Here is a 22,963-nt window from a genome sequence, read left to right on the forward strand (position 1 = left end):
TTACCCAACTTGTTCTTGACTTAAATTTATCAAATGATTTAACTGATCAACAAGTATTAGAAGCTTTAAAAAAACCCACTGGTATTAGTGATTTAACTCTTGGTGATTTTGACTTTAATAAAACTGATGCTTATTATGGTCAACAAGGAAGTGTTAAAATTAGTGCTAAAACTGATTCAGTGCGAATTACAGGAAAACAAAATTTCACAATCCCTGTTTTAGCTAAAAAAGACATTACTCAACTTGTGCTCGATTTAAATTTATCAAATGATTTAACTGTTGAACAAGTATTAGAAGCTTTAAAACAAGCTACTGGTATTAGTGATTTATCTTTTGATGATTTTGACTTTAATAAAACTGATGCTTATTATGGTCAACAAGGAAGTGTTGAAATTAGTGCTAAAACTGAATCCGTTAGAATTACAGGAAATAAAACTTTAACAATTCCAAAACTACCCCCTGTTAGTCTTGATGAAATCATTATTAAAGAAGAATTTAATAATGATACAACAGATCAAGAAATTTTAAATGAACTGCAAATAGCAACTGGTATTAGTGATTTATCTCTTGATGATTTTACAATTGCTCTCTCACCATCTACATACAAAAATATTGGTGGAATAATAATTAAAGCAATTGATGGATCAATTTATTTAAAAGGAGATACAAATTTTGTAATACCAAAAATTCCTAAAATAAATTTAGATACTATAAGCATTCACATTGATGATTATTCATCAATTAATGAAGATGATATAATAGAACAAATTAAATTAATTACTGGAATTGAAGATATAAGTCGAGAAGATTTAATTATAGATATAATCAAACCAGATTATGGTATTAACGATGGTTCAATAAAAATTACAGCAAATGATAATTCTTATTATTTAATTGGTGAAAATGAAATTGTAATTAATAAGTTTTCAATTAAAATTATTAGCAATGAAATACAAAATATTATAAATTCAAAGCAATATGAACAATGAAATAAAGATGATTTAATTGCCGCTATTCAAAATTTATATAAAGATGTGGATATGAAATTATCTATAGATAGTATTAAAATGACTGATTCGAAAAAAAGTTCAAATTCAAATGATTCTGTTGATAGATATGAATATGTAGTATCTACTCAAGGGGGAGATTCTGAAATTTTTGACCAAGAAGTGATTACATTATCAGAAGAAACAGCTCAAAATACATCATCCTCACTTTATTTAACAAATGATGATGAACTTTTAATAACAACAGATTTTAATTTTAGTCAAAAAAATGCAAAAAATATTTATAAAATTGGTTATAACAGTAGCGGAAATACATTAAATTATGTTAATGCAAAATATATTACAAGTGTTTTACCAGATGGTATTAAAAACTTAACAAACTTTTTCAGAAATAATGCTTATTCAACAATTGAAGGAATTGAAAATTGAAATATTTCAAAAGTAACTAATATGAGTGGAATGTTTGAAGGAGCTTCTTCTTTTAACCAAGATTTAAATAATTGAGACACTTCAAATGTAGAAAATATGGTTAATATTTTTAATAAAGCAACTAATTTCAATGGTGATATTTCAAAATGAGACATTTCAAAAGTAAACAATGCAACTCAAATGTTTTTAAATGCTAAAAATTTTAATCAAGATATTTCAGGATGAAATACTTTATCATTAAAAAACATGTTTAGAATGTTTGAAGGGGCTTCATCTTTTAATGGAGATATTTCAAATTGAAATACAAGTAATGTCACTGAAATGGGGTCAATGTTTTTAAATGCTTCATCTTTTAACCAAAATTTAAATACTTGAGTTACAAGCAATGTCACTGATATGGGGTCAATGTTTCAAAATGCTTCATCTTTTAATGGAGATATTTCAAATTGAAATACAAGTAATGTCACTAATATGGCAGCAATGTTTAACAATGCATCAAATTTTAATCAAGATATATCTACTAAAAATGTGAAAGATTACATAGCTTGAGATACATCAAAAGTTACTAGTATGGAATCAACCTTTGACGGTGCTTCATCTTTTAACCAAAATTTAAATAATTGAGACACTTCAAAAGTGACTAATATGTACAGAATGTTTCAAAATGCTTTATCTTTTAATGAAGATATTTCAAATTGAAATACAAGTAATGTTACTAATATGTCAGTAATGTTTAACAATGCATCAAATTTTAATCAAGATATAAATAATTGAAATACATCAAAAGTAACAAGTATGTCATGAATGTTTAGAAACGCAATTAATTTTAATCAAGATTTAAATAATTGAGATACATCAAAAGTAACAGATATGTCATGAATGTTTGCATCAAATTCTGAATTTAAAGTAATGTCTTTTAATGGAGATATTTCAAATTGAGATACAAGCAATGTCATTAATATGAGTGTTATGTTTCAACAATGTGCATACTTTAATCAAGATATTTCAAAATGAAATACAAGCAATGTAACTAACATGAGTTATATGTTTTGTAATGCTCTTTCTTTTAATCAAGATATATCTAAATGAGATACATCAAAAGTAACAGATATGACTCAAATGTTTTGAAATGATTATTATCCTTCATTTAATGGAAAAGAAATGAGTTTTGATCAAGATTTAACTAGTTGAAATGTTAGTCAAGTTACTGCTTATACAGAATTTTGAAATGACAAAAATATAAAATGAGACAACCAACCAATTTTTGGTAAACAAAATATTTCTTCAATTGAAGATCAATTACAAAATATTTTAGATTCAAAAACTAATTATGAATGAAGTGAAGAAGAATTAAATCAAGCTATAATTGATAAAAATATTGAAGTTGCTGGTGGAATTGAAGTTACAAAAGAATTAATAGAATCTGTAAACAATGACACAGCAACAGTTAATCAAATAAAATACACTTTTACAGGTAAGGGTAAAAATGATAATAGTTATAGATATAAAGGTTCAATTCAATTAGAATTAACAACTATTATTGCTAGTGAATCATTAGCAGATAATATTACTGTTTATAAAGATGCAGATGGTGCTTTAAAACAAACTGATTCAATGGATTTTTCAAATTTAAACGCAGTTGAAATATATAAAATTGGATTCAAAACAGATGGTTCTACAATACATCATTTAAAAACTGTAAAGTCATTACCGAAAACATTACCTAAGCAAATAACTTCATTGAAAGCTTTTTTTGCAAATTCTTCATTAAATTCAATTGAAGGGATAAGTAATTGGGATACATCAAATATTACTAGCATGGAAGAAACGTTTAGTGGTGCTGCAGATTTTAATGGTGACATATCAAAATGAAATACATCAAAAGTGACTAATATGTACAAAATGTTTAATGGTGCTAAAAATTTTAATCAAGATATACCTACTAAAAATTTAAAAGATCAAAATGGAAAAGAATATACAGTTTGAGATACAAGTAATGTTACTAATATGGGGGCAATGTTTAATAGTGCTGAATCTTTTAATGGTGATATTTCAAAATGAAATACATCAAAAGTTACAGATATGTCATGAATGTTTAATTCCGATTTTTCTTTTAATGGTGATATTTCAAATTGAGATACAAGCAATGTTACAACTATGTCAGTAATGTTTCAAAATGCATTACATTTTAATGGTAATATTTCAAATTGAAATACATCAAAAGTTACAGATATGTCATGAATGTTTAATGGTCCTTTAGGTGTTCCATTATTTAATGGTGATATTTCAAATTGAGATACATCAAAAGTAACAAATATGTCGGGAATGTTTCAAGGTGCAGCAAATTTCAATCAAGATATATCAACTAAAATAGTAAAAGATGAAAACGGGGAAGAATATACAGCATGAGATACTTCAAAAGTTACAGATATGTCAACAATGTTTAATTATGCTACTTCTTTTAATGGTGATATTTCAAATTGAAATACAAGTAATGTCACTAATATGGCAGCAATGTTTAACAATGCATCAAATTTTAATCAAGATATTTCAAAATGAAATACAAGCAATGTAACTGACATGAGCTATATGTTTTGCAATGCATTTTCATTTAATCAAGATATTTCTAAATGAGATACATCAAAAGTTACAGATATGACTCAAATGTTTTGAAATGATTATTTACCATCATCAAATGGAAAAGAAATGAGTTTTGATCAAGATTTAACTAATTGAAATGTTAGTCAAGTTACTGCTTATACAGAATTTTGAAATGACAAAAATATAAAATGAGACAACCAACCAATTTTTGGTAAACAAAATATTTCTTCAATTGAAGATCAATTACAAAATATTTTAGATTCAAAAACTAATTATGAATGAAGTGAAGAAGAATTAAATCAAGCTATAATTGATCGTGGAATTGAAGTTGCTGGTGGCATTGAAGTTACAAAAGAATTAATAGAATCTGTAAACAATGACACAGCAACAGTTAATCAAATAAAATACACTTTTACAGGTAAGGGTAAAAATGATAATAGTTATAGATATAAAGGTTCAATTCAATTAGAATTAACAACTATTATTGCTAGTGAATCATTATCAGATAATATCACTGTTTATAGAGATGCAGATGGTGCTTTAAAACAAACTGATTCAATGGATTTTTCAAATTTAAACGCAGTTGAAATATATAAAATTGGATTTAAAACTGATGGTTCTACAATACACCATTTAAAAACTGTAAAATCATTACCAAGCACATTGCCTAAACAAATAACTTCATTAAAAGCTTTTTTTGCAAATTCTTCATTAAATTCAATTGAAGGGATAAGTGAATGAGATACATCAAATATTATAAATATGGAATCAACCTTTGATGGTGCTTCATTGTTTAATGGTGATATATCAAGTTGAAATACATCCAAAGTGACTAATATGTACAACATGTTTAATAATGCTAACAATTTTAATCAAGATATACCTACTAAAAATTTAAAGGATCAAAATGGAAAAGAATATACAGCCTGAGATACCAGTAATGTTACCAGCATGTCAGCAATGTTTCAAAATGCATTACATTTTAATGGTGATATAGCAAATTGAAATACATCAAAAGTAACAAATATGTCATTTATGTTTAATAGTTCTTTGGGTGTTCCATTATTTAATGGTGATATTTCAAATTGAAATACATCAAAAGTCACTAATATGAATGGAATGTTCCAAGGAGCTGCAAATTTTAATCAAGAATTATCTGCTAAAAAAGTAAATGGTGAAAACGGAAAAGAATATACAGCCTGAGATACAAGTAATGTTACTGATATGGGGTGAATGTTTAATTATGCTTCTTCTTTTAATGGTGATATATCAAATTGAAACACATCAAATGTCACAATAATGTCTTGTATGTTTCAAAATGCATTAAATTTTAATGGTGATATCTCAAATTGAAATACAAGCAATGTTACTAGTATGGAATCAATGTTTAATGGGGCTGAATCTTTCAATAGTGATATATCAAATTGAAACACAAGCAATGTTACTAACATGTCAATAATGTTTCAAAATGCATCAAATTTCAATCAAGATATTTCAAAATGAAATACAAGTAATGTAACTGACATGAGCTATATGTTTTGCAATGCATTTTCATTTAATCAAGATATTTCAAAATGAGATACATCAAAAGTTAAAAATATGACTCAAATGTTTTGAAATGATTATTACCCTTCATTTAATGGAAAAGAAATGAGTTTTAATCAAGATTTAACTAATTGAAATGTTAGTCAGGTTACTAAGTATACAGAATTTTGAAATGACAAAAATATAAAATGAGACAACCAACCAATTTTTGGTAAACAAAATATTTCTTCAGTTGAAGATCAATTACAAAATATTTTAGATTCAAAAACTAATTATGAATGAAGTGAAGAAGAATTAAATCAAGCTATAATTGATAAAAATATTGAAGTTGCTGGTGGAATTGAAGTTACAAAAGAATTAATAGAATCTGTAAACAATGACACAGCAACAGTTAATCAAATAAAATACACTTTTACAGGTAAGGGTAAAAATGATAATAGTTATAGATATAAAGGTTCAATTCAATTAGAATTAACAACTATTATTGCTAGTGAATCATTAGCAGATAATATTACTGTTTATAAAGATGCAGATGGTGCTTTAAAACAAACTGATTCAATGGATTTTTCAAATTTAAACGCAGTTGAAATATATAAAATTGGATTTAAAACAGATGGTTCTACAATATATAATTTAAAAACTGTAAAATCATTACCAAACATTTTGCCTAAACAAATAACTTCATTAAAAGCTTTTTTTGCCAATTCTTCATTAAATTCAATTAAAGGGATAAGCAATTGAGACACATCAAATATTACTAGTATGGAAGCGACTTTTAATGGTGCTAAATTATTTAATGGTGATATTTCTAAATGAAATACAAGTAATGTTACTAACATGCTAAGAACACTTCAAAATGCTTCATCTTTCAATGGTGACATTTCAAATTGAAACACAAGTAATGTTACTGATATGGGGGCAATGTTTAACGGTGCTTCATTATTTAATAGTGATATTTCTAAATGAAATACATCAAAAGTATTAGATATGTCATGAATGTTTAAAAGCGCAAAGAATTTCAATCAAGATTTATCCACTAATAAAGTAAATGATGAAAACGGGAAAGAATATACAGCCTGAGATACAAGTAATGTTACTAATATGGGGCAAATGTTTGATAATGCTGAATCTTTTAATGGTGATATTTCAAATTGAAATACAAGTAATGTTACTGATATGCAGGCGATGTTTCAAAATGCTTCAAATTTTAATCAAGATTTAAATAATTGAGATACATCAAAAGTGACTAACATGTATTTAATGTTTGGCAGTGCTTCAAAATTTAATAATTATATATCAAATTGAGATACAAGTAATGTTACTAATATGGCAGGGATGTTTCAATATGCCTCTAATTTTAATCAAGATTTAAATAATTGAGATACATCAAAAGTGACTAATATCTCCCATATGTTTAATAGTGCCTCATCTTTCAATGGAGATATTTCAAATTGAGATACATCAAAAGTTACAGATATGTCATGAATGTTTAGAGGTGCCTCAAATTTTAACCAAGATATCTCTACTAAAAATGTAAAAGATGAAAAAGGTAAAGAATATACAGCATGAGATACAAGTAATGTTACTAATATGGAGGCAATGTTTAATGAAACGTTTGCTTTTAATCAAGATATTTCAAAATGAAACACAAGCAACGTAACTAACATGAGTTATATGTTTTGTGATGAATTTTCATTTAATCAAGATATATCTAAATGAGATACATCAAAAGTTACAGATATGACTCAAATGTTTTGAAATGATTATTTACCATCATCAAATGGAAAAGAAATGAGTTTTAATCAAGATTTAACTAATTGAAATGTTAGTCAAGTTACTGCTTATACAGAATTTTGAAATGACAAAAATATAAAATGAGACAACCAACCAATTTTTGGTAAACAAAATATTTCTACAATCTAAGATCAATTACAAAATATTTTAGATTCAAAAACTAATTATGAATGAAGTGAGGAAGAATTAAATCAAGCTATAATTGCTGGTGGAATTGAAGTTGCTGGTGGGATTGAAGTTGCAAAAGAAATAATAGAATCCTTAAAAAATGACACAGAAACAGTTAATCAAATGAAATACACTTTTACAGGTAAGGGTAAAAATGATAATGATTATAAGTATAAAGGTTCAATTGAATTAGATTTATCAAATATTGTGTCTAGTGAATCATTACCGAAAAGATTTCTTAAGCAAATAACTTCATTGAAAGCTTTTTTGCAAATTCTTCATTAAATTCAATTGAAGGTATAAGCAATTGAGATACAAGAAATGTTACTAATATGGAATCAACATTTAATGGTGCTTCATCTTTAATGGTGATATATCAAAATGAGATACATCCAAAGTGACTAATATGTTATTAATAGTTTAATGGTGCTACATCGTTTAATATTGATATATCAACTAAAATATTGAAAGATCAAAATGGTGAAGAATATACAGCTTGAGATACAAGTAATGTTACTAATATAGGGGCAATGTTTCAATGTGCATCAAGTTTTAACCAAGATATATCAAAATGAGATACAAGCAATGTTACTAATATGTCAGGAATGTTTTGACATAATTACGATGATTTAGAAAATGTTAAAGAAATGAGTTTTGATCAAGATTTAACTAATTGAAATGTTAGTCAGGTTACTAAGTATACAAAATTTTGAAATAACAAAAATATAAAATGAGATAAGCAGCCAATTTTTACTAAATAAAAAAGTTAGTTAAAAAACAATATTAGAAAAATACTAAAAATTAAAGCTTGGGGTGTCTAGAAAAAGTGGATAACTCCACTTTTTTATTTACTAATTTACATATATAGTTCTCCAATTTTGTATTCAATTTTGTATCCATTTAATATTTAATATTGAGCAGGCTTTTATATACTCTAAATCTCATATATTTAAAATTATTTATATCTTTGTTAATTAAACTAAAATTTTAAAAAAAGTAGATCACTAAAATAAATAATCATTTTAAACATTTATCAAAATCGTGTCTAAAAAATTAGGAAATAATTAATTTTCATAACTATCTTAAACATCATAAAAGCAACAACCATTAAAAGATTTAAAATTTTAATGCAATTATAATAGAGTCCTGAGAAACATTTTTTTGAAAAAAGAAATAGTGAAACATAATTTGCTTTAAAATACATTAAAAAGAAAATATAAATAAGTAAAGATTTACTTAATAATTTTTTTATAAAAAATCCTATTAATAATTTTCTTACAAATAACAAAAAATAAAATAGCAAAACAAACTGAAAAGTAAATATCAGTTGGTCAATGAAACATTTGAATTTGCAAAGTGAATACTGGAATTATTCATAATATACAACTGATAGCAAAAACACTTTTTTGTTGGTTTGTAAATTTATTAGTAGTTTGATAACTTTTTGTAAAATAAAAAAAGTAAGCCATAGCTACTAAATTTGAATAACTAATCATATGACCAGAAGGAAAGTCCATATCTCTATAATGATCTCCATAATCGATTCAAGGAATCTCAGGGTAAGTAAATCAGTTAATCCAATTTTTTAAAGTATTATTAGTCTGTCATCATTCATAATATTTAGCTTCGCTAAATATATCAATTCCTTTTGGATCATAAAAGTTTCACCCATATAATTTAAACAATTCTTCAATTGAGTTATTAGTATCTAAACCAGCAATTTTAGCACTATTATTTGTTCAAGCAACATTTAAATAAAAAGGTCGTCCAGAAGCATGTTTCAACACCACTATAACTAAGTAACAAGAAATAATAGAACTTACAACTGTAATTGCTGGTTTAACAAAATTATTATCTTCTAAATAATTTGTTTCAATCATATATTTTAAGTGCTTGAAATAAAAATATAAGTTGAAAACAATAATTGCAAAAACAATAATTAAATTAATAATCCCTTTTTCAAATAAAGTAACAAATAAATGAATATCTATATCAGTTAAAGTAATATCAGATTTTGAATTATAAATTTCTAGTCCATTAATCAAGTTTTTTAACGAAGTAAATAGCAAAGGAAATGCACCAATTATAATAAATAATCAGAATACAAGTTTTAAAAAACTTTTTTTATTTAAAGATAGCATTCTAAATATGTTTTTGTTTTTATATTTAATAATAATTCAATTTAATATAGATATTAAACATAAAGGAACTACAAAACCAATCAATACCATATTGCCAAGTTCATAACTTAGAACAGAAATTAGTTTAATAGCATCTATTTTAAATAAATTAACAAAAAAATCCATTATTTTTGTATCAAAAAAAGAAGAAGTAATAAACATTAAAAGTGAAATAAAAAAAATAAAAACTATCCCTAGTTTAATTTTTGAAATTTTGTTTTTGATATCAAAGTAATTATTCATTTTTTAATTTTATCAAAAAAATTTTAATTTTTATTTAATAAGTTTTTTTAATCTATTTTTATTTGTTAATTTTTGACATCCAACAAAAATCAAACAAGCAGCACAAATTGAAAATAAAATATCAGTTGGTCAATGAAACATTTGAATCATTAAAGTAAAAATAGATAATGCTATTAAAATTAGACATAAAGAAAAAAGACTTTTTTGTACATTTGAAAATTTTTCAGTTTGTTTATATGACTTAGTAAAATAAAAGAAATAACAAGTAGCTAATAAGTTTGAATAACTCATAATATGTCCAGATGGAAAGTCCATGTCCATGTAGTTATCTTCTAAATCTATTCAAAAATCTTTTTCAGGATAAGTAAACCAATTTTTTCAATTTTTAAGTGTATCGTTAGGCTCTCATCATTCATGATATTTAGCAGGGCTGAATCTTCCTAAACCTTTAGGGTCAAAAAAATCTCAACCATATATTTTAAACATTTCTTCAACAGAGTTATTAGGGTTTAATCCCATATTAATAGCATTTTGTCTTGTTCAAACGCTATTTGAATATAATGGTCTACCTGAAATGTGTTTTATAACAAAAACTGCAGCAAAACAAAAACACATATAATAAATCATTGTAATTGTGGGTTTTATTAAATTATTTTCAGAGATATAATTAGTCATTATCATATCTTTTAAATATATAAAGAAGAATAAAACATTAAATAATAAGATCATTAAAACCATTAAAAGATTAATAACACCAACTTGAAAATAAGTTAATAAATGGGCTAAATCAACTTTATCAATTGATATCATAACTTGATTATTAATTCCATATCAAATATTTTGAATTGAATTATGAGTTGTATTTGATAATCCTATTATTAAAAAAACTCAAAATAAAAAAATTAAAAAAGCATTTTTATGCATATATAGTCATCTAAACACTCTTTTATCTTTGTTTACAATTATTATTCTATCTGAAAGACATATTAAACAAATTGGTACTATAAAACCAATTAGTAGCATGCTTCCAAGTTCATAACTTCAGGTAGAAATTCAATGAATAATATCTACTTTGTAAAAACCTACAAAAAAGTCCATAATTTTTTTATCATAAAATGAAGAAGCAATAAAAAACAAAAGTGCAATAATAAAAACTGAGATTAAAAAAAGTTTCATTTTTTTATTGCTTTTATTTTTTAATTTAAAATTACTGTTCATTTTTTTATTTTATCAAAATAAGTTTTAAAAACATTAACTATAATATAATTTATTAAAAGAAGGTGCTTATGTATTTTATTGATAGTGATTTAAAAGATAAAATATTGTTAATTAAAAATTATAATAATATTGATATTGAAAAAATAGATTTATTGTTATTTGATTTTTATAAATTAACTGTAAAAATGAATGAAATGTTTGAAAATTCTATAACATTAGATAACTTAAAAAATTCGCAATTAAAAATGAAACAATCTGAATTTATAAAAAAGTTTAGTGATTGTTTATTTAATCAACAAGAAATGTTTTTAAATAATGTTTTAAATAGTCAAATTGAAAAAAATTATTTAAGTGAAAAAATCCAAATAGCTTATTATCAAGCAAAAGAAAAACTGTTATCATTTTACAAAGAGTATAAAATATTTTTAATAACTAATTTTGATCAAAAACTTGAACAACCAGTTAAAGTTGTGGTTAATGATTATCATGCTTTTGAAAACTATAATAAAACTAACACATTAAATTTAGAAGATAATATTTTATATGCTTTTGAAGTTTTAATGATTAGTCCCACAAAAGATTTAAAAGTTATTAAAAAAGCTTATATAAATCTTTGTAAGCAATTTCACCCAGATAAAAATAAAAGTTATTATTCTGAACAAATAACTAAAAACTTAAATAAAGCATATAACAATATAAAAACATTTTTAAAAGGTTTATAATTATTTAAATAAATTAGGAGTTAAATGAAAACACAAATAAAACAATTAAAGCTAAAGGTATTAATTATGCTAATTATAGAAGCTTTAATCACTTTAGTAATAATTACATGATCAAGCTTGACCACTACTAGTAATAAAGTGGATCAAGATATAATCTTATTTAACTTTATGTTAGGGTATATAATCTTTTTATTACACTTAATGTATTTCTTTTTGAAAAGAAAAGCTATGATTAAACATTTCAAAGTTTCAATTGAAAACAAACAAATATTTTCTTCATACATCTTTAAAAGAATTAAAGATGGTAAAAAAAACTTTTTTAATTTATTGATCAATCAAAAAGAATTAACTAATGTTTTAAAATCGGTTAAAAGACTTCAAAAAGAGGATCAGAATGTTTAGGTTTTTTGTAAATAAAAAAATAAAGGATAATTTCTTAATTGAAAGAAAAGATACTCATCATATTAAAAATGTAATTAAACTACAAGTTGGTGAAAAAATTGAATGTGTTTTTGAAAATAATGTCTATTTATCTGAAATATCAGACTTATCACAAAGTGACATTGTTTTGGCAAAAGAATTGCAATTAATTAAAACTAATAGTGTTAAAGTTCAAAAAACATTAATTGCTGGTGTATTAAGAGAACAAAAATGAGATTGATTATTACAAAAAGCAACAGAATTGGGTGTTGATCAAATTGTACCTGTAGTTTTTAGTCGTAATGTTGTGAAAATTGATATCAATAAAAAAGCGAATAAAGTTAAAAGATGACAAACAATTTGTGATACTGCAGCTAAACAATCCAAAAGAAACAACATACCATTAGTTTGTGATATTGTTGAAGATATTTATGAATTGAAACAATATTTAAACGATATTAATTTAGTAGCTTGAGAAGAAGAGTTAGATATACCTTTAAACAATTATTTAGAAAATGATTTTAACTCAATTAGTTTTATTATTGGTTGTGAAGGTGGAATTGACATTAAAGAAATTAAAAAACTGAATGCTATAGGTTTTAATAATGTCAGCCTTGGTAATAATATATTAAGAGCAGAAACAGCACCCTTATATATATTGAGTTCACTTATTTATTTAAATAAATAATGTTAAGTTAACACTAATAAAAACTAAATGATAACATTATATTTAGCAATAGGAGAGACAAAACATGAAAACTAATAATAAAGTATCTAGATATACAGCTTTTTTTAAGCTTATAGGTAGATATTATATAACATATTGATGAATTGCAATATCATTAATTTTGATAATTTTATCGTTTTGTTTATCTAGGATATCAATACCTTTATTAACACAACAAATAACATTTGCAATTAAACATGAAAATAACATTCCTGTTAATGGGTATTGAGGTTTATCACTAACAACAAACATTATTTTATCAATTAGTATGATTGCACTTGATGCAGTTGGTACTTACTTATTTAATTATCTTTCTTGAATATTTGGAAGAAAAATTGAAGTTGATTTAAGAAATAAAATCCTTGAAAAATTAGTAAGACAAGATATTTCTTATTATTCTGATAAAAAAATTGGAGAGATATTAACAAGTGTTATTACTGATACTCAAAATGTGGGTGAAGGTGCTGTTAATATTCCAACAAGTATTGGAATTTCTTTATCTCAATTTATAGTAGCTTTTATAATGACATTTGTTTTAGCTCCAGTTATTGCTTTTTTTGGTGCGATAGTTTATTTTTCATTATTAACTCTTTATTTTGTATTTTATGCTAGAACTGTTAAAAAATATGCAGTTGTAAGAGAAGTTTATGAAGAAGTTAATGGTAATGTAACTGATAGAATTGGTACTGTAAGATTAATAAAAGCTTCTGGTACTGAAGATTATGAAAAAGCTTATTTTGAACAACAACAAGAAATTAACTACAAAGCACACAAACCAGCTATTTTTAATTTAACACTTTTAATTACAACAGTTTATGCTGGATCAATGATTTTGCAATTTGCAGTTCCTATAATTGCTGGAATTTATTATTCTGTTCTTGGTAATGATACGGCTGCTACTGATTTTTTTAGTAATGTGTTTCCTGCTTATATAATTAATCAAGCAAACTTAATAGCTACTTTTTCTGGTTTAATGGGAATTACGTTTGGATTAGCAATGTCGGGTGTTGCTAGTATACATATAACTGAACTATTGGGTTCTCAATCAATAATGGACCCGCATTATTATGATGGAGTTATCGTTAAAGAAATTAAAGGTGATATTGTTTTTAAAGATATTGAATTTAGATATCCAGAAAAACCAGCAAAATTGATTTTGCCAAAATTTAATTTCACTTTTGAAGAAGGTAAATCATATGCTTTTGTTGGAGAAACTGGTTCTGGTAAGTCTACAATTGCTAGATTATTGTTAAGATTTTATGACCCAAGTAATGGAGAAATTATTATTAACAAAAATAATAATTTAAAAGATTTAAATTTATCAAGTTATTTAAGCCATGTTGGATATGTAGAACAAGAACCCCAAATATTATTTGGGAACGTATTTGAAAATGTTAAGTATGGTAAATTTGATGCGACTGATGAACAAGTAATTGAAGCTTGTAAAAAAGCTGAAATACATAAATTAATAACATCATGACCAGAAGGATATAATACAGTTCTTGGAGAACGTGGATTTATGCTATCTGGGGGTCAAAAACAAAGATTGGTTATTGCTAGAATGATTTTAAAAGATCCTGAAATTTTAATTTTAGATGAAGCTACTTCAGCATTAGATAATATTGTTGAAAAAGAAATTCAAGCAAAACTAAACGAACTAATGAAGGGTAGAACAAGTTTCACTATTGCACACAGACTTTCAACAATTAAAGATGTAGATCATATTATTGTTCTTGGTGGCAATGGTGCTGGAATTGTCCAACAAGGAAATTTTAAACAACTTGTTAAAGTGCCTGGCCACTTTAAAAATCTGTATGAAGCAGGATTATTAGAAGCACAAGAAAATATGTAAGGAGGTTATGATGAAAAGACATAAAGAAATAAGCAAAAATAGAGCTTTTATTCATTTATTTGTTAAATACTATAAACAAGATTTTAAAAAAAATTGATGAGTTATTCCTAACTTTATTTTTTGAGCATTCTTATTGTTTATGGCCCCGTTAATAACTAACCAAATAAATTTATCATTTCAAGCAGAAAAAATAAAAGTTGGATTTTGATTGATTGATGATTGAGGTTTATCAATCTTGCAATTAATTTGATTATCAATGACTTTATTATTTTTAAATGTATTTAATTCATTTTTATTTAATTGATGGTCAAACACATTTGCTAAACAAATTGAAACTCATTTAAGAAATGAAATATTAGAAAAATTAATAAGACAAGATATATCCTATTATTCTGATAAAAAAATAGGTGAATTATTAACAAATGTTATTTCAGATTCACAAATTGTAGGTAATCAAGCCATTAATATACCAATGACTATAGCCAGTTCAATTTTTCAATTAGCAATTGGTTTATTATTAACTTTTATTTTAGAATGAAAAATTGCTCTTGTTGGTTTTATTTTATTTGCATTAATTTTTACAATGTTTTTAATTTGTTATTTTGCATTAGTATCTAAATGAGAAAAAGTTAGATTAACTATGGAAAAAACAAATGGTGATGTTATTGATCGTGTTATATCTGTTAGATTAATTAAATCATCTGGAACAGAAGCATATGAAACACAAAATTTTAAAGATAAACATGTTGATTACTATAATTTAGGAAAACCTATTGGTAAATGAATTAGTGCATTTGCTGTTGTTGTTTTTGCTGGGGACTTTTTATTGTTATTTACAGCTCCTGTATTTTCTGCTGTATTTTATGGTGGTGGAGCTGATAGTAGTAGAATTCAACAATTCTTTAGTATTTTCCCAGCATTTGTAATGGCACAAGGAATGTTAACCGTGCCTATTATATCTTTGTTCTTAATATCTGGTGGTTTAGCTATGGCTGGGGTTTCTTCTTCAAGAATTCTTAGAACTTTAAACGCACCTTCAAGACTTGATTTTCATTACAATCAAGGCATAGAGTTAAAAGATTTAAAAGGTGATATTATTTTTGAAAATATTAACTTTAGATATCCAGAAAAACCAGAAAATTTAATTTTGCCTAATTTTAACTTTACTTTACAATATGGAAAATCATATGCATTTGTTGGTGAAACTGGGTCTGGTAAATCTACGATTGCTAAATTATTATTAAGATTTTATGATCCAAGCGAAGGTAGAGTTTTAATTAATAAAAATAATGATTTAAAAGAAGTTAATCTTTCAACTTATTTAAGCCATGTTGGATATGTAGAACAAGAACCTCAAATTCTTTTTGGGAATGTTTTAGAAAATATTAAATATGGTAGTTTTGCAAAAACTGATGATGAAGCAATTGAAGCTTGTAAAAAAGCAGAATTACATGCGTTAGTTATGTCATGACCAGAAGGTTATCAAACTATTCTTGGTGAACGTGGATTTATGTTATCGGGTGGTCAAAAACAAAGATTAGTTATTGCGAGAATGTTTTTAAAAAATCCTGAGTTATTAATTTTAGATGAAGCTACTTCAGCACTAGACAATATTGTTGAAAAAGAAATTCAAACAAAATTAAATGAACTGATGAAGGGTAGAACAAGTGTGACTATTGCACATAAATTATCAACTATTAAAAATGTCGATCAAATTGTTGTTTTAGGTGGTAATGGTGCTGGAATTATTCAACAAGGAACTTTTAAAGAATTAACAACAACACCTGGTCATTTTAAAAATCTATATGATGCAGGTAAAATGGTGAAAGAAATTTAGTGTTCATTTACAAAGTAAGAAAATTCAAAGCAAATTTTTAAATAAAACAATATGAATTTACTAAGTATCCTTTTGCTAGATAAAAAGAAAAAATGATATAATTAATTAAATATTGTAAGGGTGCATAACTTTTTTGTAGGAGGACTCAACTAAGCAATTATCACAATTATTTCAAATGTTAATTCAATCATAACTCTATTTTTTTAAAAAACAAGTAAAATTAACGCAAAAATAATAAATGCGTTTATGATTATGTTTTTTTCTTGTTTTAGGGCACTTTTGGTTCTTTGCCTTACTTCTATACAAAAAATTTATTTTTGTTTGAAAAAAAAGTGTTAAAATTGATTTTAGAGCATATTCATATAACTTAAAAACCTAAATTATTGTTTAAATTGAAATTTCTAGCATTTAATATGTTTTTTATAACTTTAAAAGAAAATATCTTAGAACCATAACCAAGAGTACTTTTAACAAGTCCAGAAACAACAGATTCAGCACTCACACCAATATTTCAAGTTTTATTTTGGTTTTCAATTCCTTTGACGTTATTTTTAAAATATTTTAATATCGAATTACATGCAAAAATTTCTAAAATTTGTATAAGTTCTTCATACATTCCTTTGTAAAAATAACTTAAAGCTGTTTTGAATAATGTTTCAGAATTCTTTATAGAATTATTTAAGAAGACTTTCTTTAATTCCCTAACAGCATGATATCGATCTAATATATAGTCAGCTTCTAAATAATTAGCTAGATTTTTTATTCAAGTAGCACCATCACCACCAACGACTAAATGAGCATTATCAAAATTTTCATAAAAATTACACCCTAATTCATAAATTTTAAATGATAAAGCTTCAGTAGAAATGTTTTCATTTTTTCCAATTAAAAAAGTATTTCTTTTATTGGCTAATTTCTTTCGTTTAAGATTTAATGTTTTTTTATCATAACCAGTACAAAAAGAAATAACCCTAACTTTAGTGTCCTTTCCTCTGTTATATTTTCACCTTTTTTTAGACCTAAATCGATCTACATTTAAAAAAGCATCATCAACAAAAATATAAACTACTTGATTATTTTTTAATAAAACTTTTTTAGTAACTTCATTTCTTTTTTTGTCATTTTCAACAGATTTAAATATTCTTGAAATTGTCATCAATGATAAGTGAGCATTGGGAAACATGTCTATAATGTCTTTATATTTTTTACCACTACCTAATTGATCTTCTATTTTTGCTTTTAAATCAGGATCAATCTTAACGTATTTATTTAAATTTAAGTGAACATCTAACAACTTCACATACTTTTTATCAAAATTATCAAAATAAACCCTTCTATTTATTTTTAAATATCCAAATTCACTAACAATACATCTTTTAGCTAACCTTATCAATTTATATCTTCTTTTATCTCTCTTTATTAGCAATTCATAATCAAGTCTTTCAAGTTCAAGTTTTTTTGTTTTTAGAATTTTTGCAAATTCTTCTCGACAGTTAAATAACATATAAAACACTCCTTTAATAAATACACCAATTTTATTATAAGTACAAAAAAACTACATACTTTGTAGTTAATTTAGTTAAAGTTCTATTAAAACTATCGGTTGTGCCTCTTACTTTTTTTAATAATTTGAAATTGTTTATTTTCTTGCATTAATTTTAACTTTTCTTCTCTTTCTATTTTTCTGATCATTCTATTTTCTTGTTCTTCTAAAGAAAATTGTTTTCATATTCTTTGTTTGTCTTGTTCTTCAGTAGATAAGTTATTATACTCACCTGATAAAATCATTTTTTCAAAATTAACTTTATTTTTAATTTTATTAAACGAATAATTTGACGATCTTTTTATATATTTATACTTTTTATCAAAAGCGGGACCAATAAGCGGTTTCAACTTTTGTTTTAAACTTTTAGCATCAATTATGTAACTTGAACCCTTATCAAATTGAAAAACTTGTCCAGAACTTAACACTACATCAATTATATATTTTTGTTTCAATTTTGTTGATGCTTCTGTTACTCTAATTAAACTTGTGCCAGAATAAACTTTCGTGATCAAAAGTGGTCTTCAGTGTTTTAATTTCAAATCATTATCAGAGTAATCTCCTGGACTTTCAGAATAGCCTAATCAAATTTCTTTTTCCTTCAACATTTAATTACCTGCTTTCTAAATTAGAAAAAGGAGTACTCACTTATGTGAATACTCCCTCTTTCTTTCGGGAATTATTTAATATTATTAGACCCTATATTTAGAATTATACAAAAAAAGAACCAAAAAGGTTCCTTTTTTCCTGCATTTGCATGCGAGACTTGAATTCAAAGTTTAATTTTCTTTGATAAATTAATGTTAACACATAAAATTGTTCTTGTGTTGTTTTTTTATCTAAATATTATAAAATTTATTTTTATTGATCCAACTATATTAAACCCTTCATTAAATTCATTAACAGTTTCACTATCTTCACTATCTATATTAAAATTTTTTAATAATTGTTTTTGATTAGCTTCTTTTAAATAATTTACTGCTTTAGTAGTCATAGAAACTTCATAATATCCATCAACTTCAGTTACTTGTTTTCCGTTTAGCATTGATGGTGTATCTAAGGATTTAGGTGTATCAAAGAAATCAGACGATTCAAAATTTAATAAATTATCAATAAAAGCAAAACCTTCTGGAAATAAATCTTTATCTAAAAAATAATCATATCATTTGGTACTAAGCCCTGTAATAGATTGTGCAATTGCTTTATCTCAAGTTCAAAAAGAGTTCTGATTATCAATGTATCATTGCTTTAATTCTTTATTTGTTTTACCATATCATTCACCTTGGTTTTTTGTTAAATCAAAATAATCAATATTTCAATCACCGTGAAATTCTTGTTCAGCACCTGTTGTTACTGAAAAGTTTTTTATATATTCTTCAAAGCTCATTTCATATTCACCATCTGGAACAATTGGATTATCAATTGCTTTATCAGCTATAGCTTTAGTCAAAACAAAATTATCACTATCAATTTTTCTGCCTTCGACAACACTAATCTTTATTGTTACATCAGTTTCATTATTTTCAATTTCAAAAGCCTCAATTTTTTTAACACCATCAACTTTAACTTTTATTAACTCTTGGTTAACTTCATTTATATCAGTCTTATTTTGAATATGACTAACAGATCTCTTTATGTCTACTATTTTAATTTGTTTATTACAAGCAACAACAGCAAAGCTTGAAGTAACAGTTAAACTAAATGCAGCAATAATACTTAGAATTTTTTTCATATTTTTCACACTTTGCTACATATATTTTAAAAGTAGCTCTTTCTATAATTAACTATATACTTTATTTTATTCAAAATCTAATACATTTTGATATTTATTGGTGCTCAGTTGTTCTTAGTAAATTTGTAAACAATTTTAATAATTCTTACCTTTATCCCACCATTACCACCTTAAATCCCATGGATTTTACTAAAAATGTAGCATTTCATGCTCATTTTTTGAGTAAAAAGGTGGAAGCAAGATAAGAGGTGTAAACAAAAGTTCAAAATACAACTGCTTTTAATATTATTTATTTATAAATAATATCACAACCTAACACAAAAAGTGTTTACAAATATAAAAAAATGTTTACATTTTTGTAAACAAATTAAACTTTTAAATAAAAAACACCAAAATTTGGTGTTTAAAGTTACTTAATTATTAATGCGTTGTTTTTTTATTATAGCAGCTCTTAATTCTACTATTTTACGTCTAATTTCAGGTGTTATATTATTTTGGTTTCTTAAATCATTTAACTGTTCAATTAGTTCTGTTAAATTTCTATCATCCAAAACGTGAATTTCTTTTACTTTGGTAATATTAGAATTTTCATCAACCATTATTTTAACTTCGGGTTTTGTTTTACCAATTTGTTGTTCTTCTGTTTGCTTAATGATATTTTTTAATTCATTTCACAAATCTATTTCATATTTTTCAGAATATAACATAGTTTTCTTTTTAATAAAATTGTTTTCAATTGGTGAGTGATCATAAACTTTTTTACCATAATAATCAATATACTCGTTTTCACCAATTCAAGAAGGTAATAAATATGAAATGTATTTTTTATCATTTAACAAAATAGCTACTAAAGGTTTTGGTAATTGTTGAAGTTCATCTGCTGATATTAAAGCAGTTTTATCTAAAGATTCACTTGCTTCATTATCTCTAGTATTGTAGCTTCTTTTTAATTCTGCTCTTATCCCAAAAGATTTTGAGTATTTTTCATAATCGTCTCTCTCCGTTGAAGAAACAAAATAATTTAATTGACAGTTACCTAAAATTGATTTGGTATTGTTTATTCCATATTTCTCAGTCAATTGACTTTCTTTTTGAAGACAAATTAAAATATTTATATTTCTACTTCTACAAATTGAAAATGCTGAGATAAACTGATCTATTTTATTCATTGAACCAAATTCTTCAAGAATAAATAAAACTTTACGCTCAAGAGCCAAATTAGCACGTTTAGAAGCAATTGAAATAAGTTCTGCATAAATTTGCCCAACAAATAGTGAAACAAGTGAAACATAGGCTTTTTTGTTGTCTGGCACTATTAAAAATATAACTGTTGGTTTTTTAATCGCGTCTTCGACGTTTATTGTATTCTGACAGATTATGTTTTCTAATTCAATGTTGTCAAAAATAATTAAATCATTAGTTAATGTCTTTCATCAATTTTCAACATTACCAGGGTCTTTTTTAAATGTAATTGTAACATCAGCTAATCTAGTTTGTCAGTCATTTTCAGACAATGTATTTTTAGAAATAAAACTTTCAAGTTCTTGAACTTTTTTTGAACTCTTATTTTGGTTTTTAATTTCTATTAAAAGTTTTTGAGCTTTTTCTACATCATATGAGTGTTGAGATATTTTTTCAAAAAACTTGTTTTTATTAGATAAAATTTTTCTAATTGATTTTAAGTTAAAATTATCTATAGTTACCATTTTTGGATATTTAGCATTCAAGGCTAACATAAATTGTAAAGTTCCTTCAAAAAATTCTCTAGCTGCAGAATAAAAGAATTCATTTTTCGGATCTGGAGTAGTATATAAAGAACTTGCTAATTCAGCAATTTGACCAAAAGTTTCACCCTTTAGTTTTCTTTTTTCTTGAGTAATTCAATTTTCCATCTCACTTTGGGATGAAAAATAAACATCGAAGCTTTCATTTTTATTTTCATTTGTTATTTTAATAAATCCTATATATCAGTTTGGATTAGATTCGATGTAGTGGTCATTCACTAAGTTTTCAATACATTCTTTACAACTTAACGAGAAGTGCGTGTAACACCTAGCTAAGTTGCAATGGGATTGTATCATTGCTTTTGGTTCACTAACTTGACCTAATTTTCTTGAATTGTCAATTTCACTTGTTGGATGTAAATATTTTTGTCAAATTTCAAAAATAGAAGTCAGAGGATTTCATGCATCAGATTTATTTGGTTCTTGCAAATTAAAGGTTTTAACTTCATAACCATTTTCAATAAAAGTTTTGGACGTTTTTTGGTATAACTCTCCTTTTGGATCGTTTATAATCATAGATGATTTATTTTTTAATTTAATGTTATAAATTATTGTTGGCAAGATAATTCCAGCAGTTTTACCTGACCCAGGATCACCAAGAACAAAACCATTAACATCACTTGCAGCTGAAGTGTTTAATACTTTAGCTTTTGCATCTCAAACATTGCGAACAACAAATCCTGATTTCAATTTGTTTAATTCAATTTGTAGACTCTCATTAAAATTTTGCATAGAATCTTTTGATTGTTTGACCTTTATGTCATAAATAGAGCCATTTTGAGTTTTTCATTTAGGTTCATCATCAATAATATTTCGATCATCAATAACTAACTTACTAGCTGTTATATCTTTTGTGTCAATATGTTGTCTATACCCGCTTCTTCAAAATTTTGAATATATTGTGATAGCTAATGCTCAATTTAAAAATAACATCAAAACAAAAATCATCACTCCAATAAAAATAGGTCACATCAAATTAAACTTTCCAGTTAACACAAAAAATAAGTTAAAAGGGGTTTTAGAACTCATAGCACCAAGTAATGCTGTTATACAAAATCAAATTAAAATAGCTATTGGAATAGCCAATAATAATTGTCACAAGAAAAATCTTTTAATTATTTTATTTCATAATTGCAGTTTCATTTAAAAACCTCCATTCAT

General features: G+C 25.0%; 14 protein-coding genes. 8 read left to right on the top strand and 6 right to left on the bottom strand.

Annotated features, from left to right (window positions below; translation table 4 throughout):
* The 3 genes from EELLY_RS04220 to EELLY_RS00025 all read left to right on the top strand — a co-directional run.
* On the top strand, positions 1-7,505 hold a 7,505-nt coding region (locus EELLY_RS04220), incomplete at its 5' end, for a BspA family leucine-rich repeat surface protein (RefSeq protein ID WP_219818092.1).
* Positions 7,506-7,667: 162 nt separating this feature from the next.
* Complete coding sequence (locus tag EELLY_RS04145; protein ID WP_181021024.1) at positions 7,668-7,829, top strand: hypothetical protein; 162 nt, start codon at positions 7,668-7,670, stop codon at positions 7,827-7,829.
* A gap of 179 nt (positions 7,830-8,008) precedes the next feature.
* Entirely contained in the window at positions 8,009-8,305 is a 297-nt protein-coding gene (locus EELLY_RS00025; RefSeq protein WP_104205487.1) for a BspA family leucine-rich repeat surface protein, read from the top strand.
* Positions 8,306-8,776: 471 nt separating this feature from the next.
* Here EELLY_RS00025 and EELLY_RS00030 read toward each other — a convergent pair whose 3' ends face one another.
* A complete protein-coding gene (locus tag EELLY_RS00030; RefSeq protein WP_104205488.1) occupies positions 8,777-9,967 on the bottom strand; it encodes a phosphatase PAP2 family protein in 1,191 nt (396 codons plus the stop codon).
* Between the two features lie 30 nt (positions 9,968-9,997).
* A complete protein-coding gene (locus tag EELLY_RS00035; RefSeq protein WP_104205489.1) occupies positions 9,998-11,143 on the bottom strand; it encodes a phosphatase PAP2 family protein in 1,146 nt (381 codons plus the stop codon).
* Positions 11,144-11,253: 110 nt separating this feature from the next.
* Between EELLY_RS00035 and EELLY_RS00040 the strand changes: the two genes are divergently transcribed.
* The 5 genes from EELLY_RS00040 (at position 11,254) to EELLY_RS00060 (ending at position 16,743) form a co-directional block, all read left to right on the top strand.
* Positions 11,254-11,907 (top strand): J domain-containing protein, encoded by a 654-nt coding sequence (locus tag EELLY_RS00040; protein ID WP_104205490.1) that lies wholly within the window; start codon positions 11,254-11,256, stop codon positions 11,905-11,907.
* 24 nt (positions 11,908-11,931) lie between these two features.
* Positions 11,932-12,309: a hypothetical protein gene (locus EELLY_RS00045; protein ID WP_104205491.1), complete on the top strand. Its 378-nt coding sequence runs from the start codon at positions 11,932-11,934 to the stop codon at positions 12,307-12,309.
* Entirely contained in the window at positions 12,302-13,015 is a 714-nt protein-coding gene (locus tag EELLY_RS00050; RefSeq protein WP_104205492.1) for an RsmE family RNA methyltransferase, read from the top strand. The genes EELLY_RS00045 and EELLY_RS00050 overlap by 8 nt, the downstream gene beginning before the upstream one ends.
* A 64-nt stretch (positions 13,016-13,079) precedes the next feature.
* Entirely contained in the window at positions 13,080-14,906 is a 1,827-nt protein-coding gene (locus tag EELLY_RS00055) for an ABC transporter ATP-binding protein (protein WP_104205493.1), read from the top strand.
* A 10-nt stretch (positions 14,907-14,916) separates the two neighbouring features.
* Complete coding sequence (locus EELLY_RS00060; RefSeq protein ID WP_104205494.1) at positions 14,917-16,743, top strand: ABC transporter ATP-binding protein; 1,827 nt, start codon at positions 14,917-14,919, stop codon at positions 16,741-16,743.
* Between the two features lie 367 nt (positions 16,744-17,110).
* On the opposite strand, the gene EELLY_RS00065 is transcribed toward EELLY_RS00060, so the two are convergent.
* The 4 genes from EELLY_RS00065 to EELLY_RS00080 form a co-directional block, all read right to left on the bottom strand.
* Entirely contained in the window at positions 17,111-18,247 is a 1,137-nt protein-coding gene (locus tag EELLY_RS00065) for an Mbov_0401 family ICE element transposase-like protein (RefSeq protein ID WP_104205495.1), read from the bottom strand.
* Between the two features lie 92 nt (positions 18,248-18,339).
* Positions 18,340-18,894, bottom strand: a complete 555-nt coding sequence (locus tag EELLY_RS00070; protein WP_104205496.1) for a hypothetical protein — start codon at positions 18,892-18,894, stop codon at positions 18,340-18,342.
* Positions 18,895-19,121: 227 nt separating this feature from the next.
* Complete coding sequence (locus tag EELLY_RS00075) at positions 19,122-20,018, bottom strand: lipoprotein (RefSeq protein ID WP_104205497.1); 897 nt, start codon at positions 20,016-20,018, stop codon at positions 19,122-19,124.
* A 413-nt stretch (positions 20,019-20,431) separates the two neighbouring features.
* Positions 20,432-22,945 carry a type IV secretory system conjugative DNA transfer family protein gene (locus tag EELLY_RS00080; RefSeq protein WP_104205498.1) on the bottom strand — a complete coding sequence of 838 codons (2,514 nt, stop codon included), beginning with the start codon at positions 22,943-22,945 and terminating at the stop codon, positions 20,432-20,434.
* Positions 22,946-22,963 lie beyond the last annotated feature (18 nt).

Source organism: Entomoplasma ellychniae (assembly GCF_002930155.1).
GTDB lineage: Bacteria > Bacillota_I > Bacilli_A > Mycoplasmatales > Mycoplasmataceae > Entomoplasma > Entomoplasma ellychniae.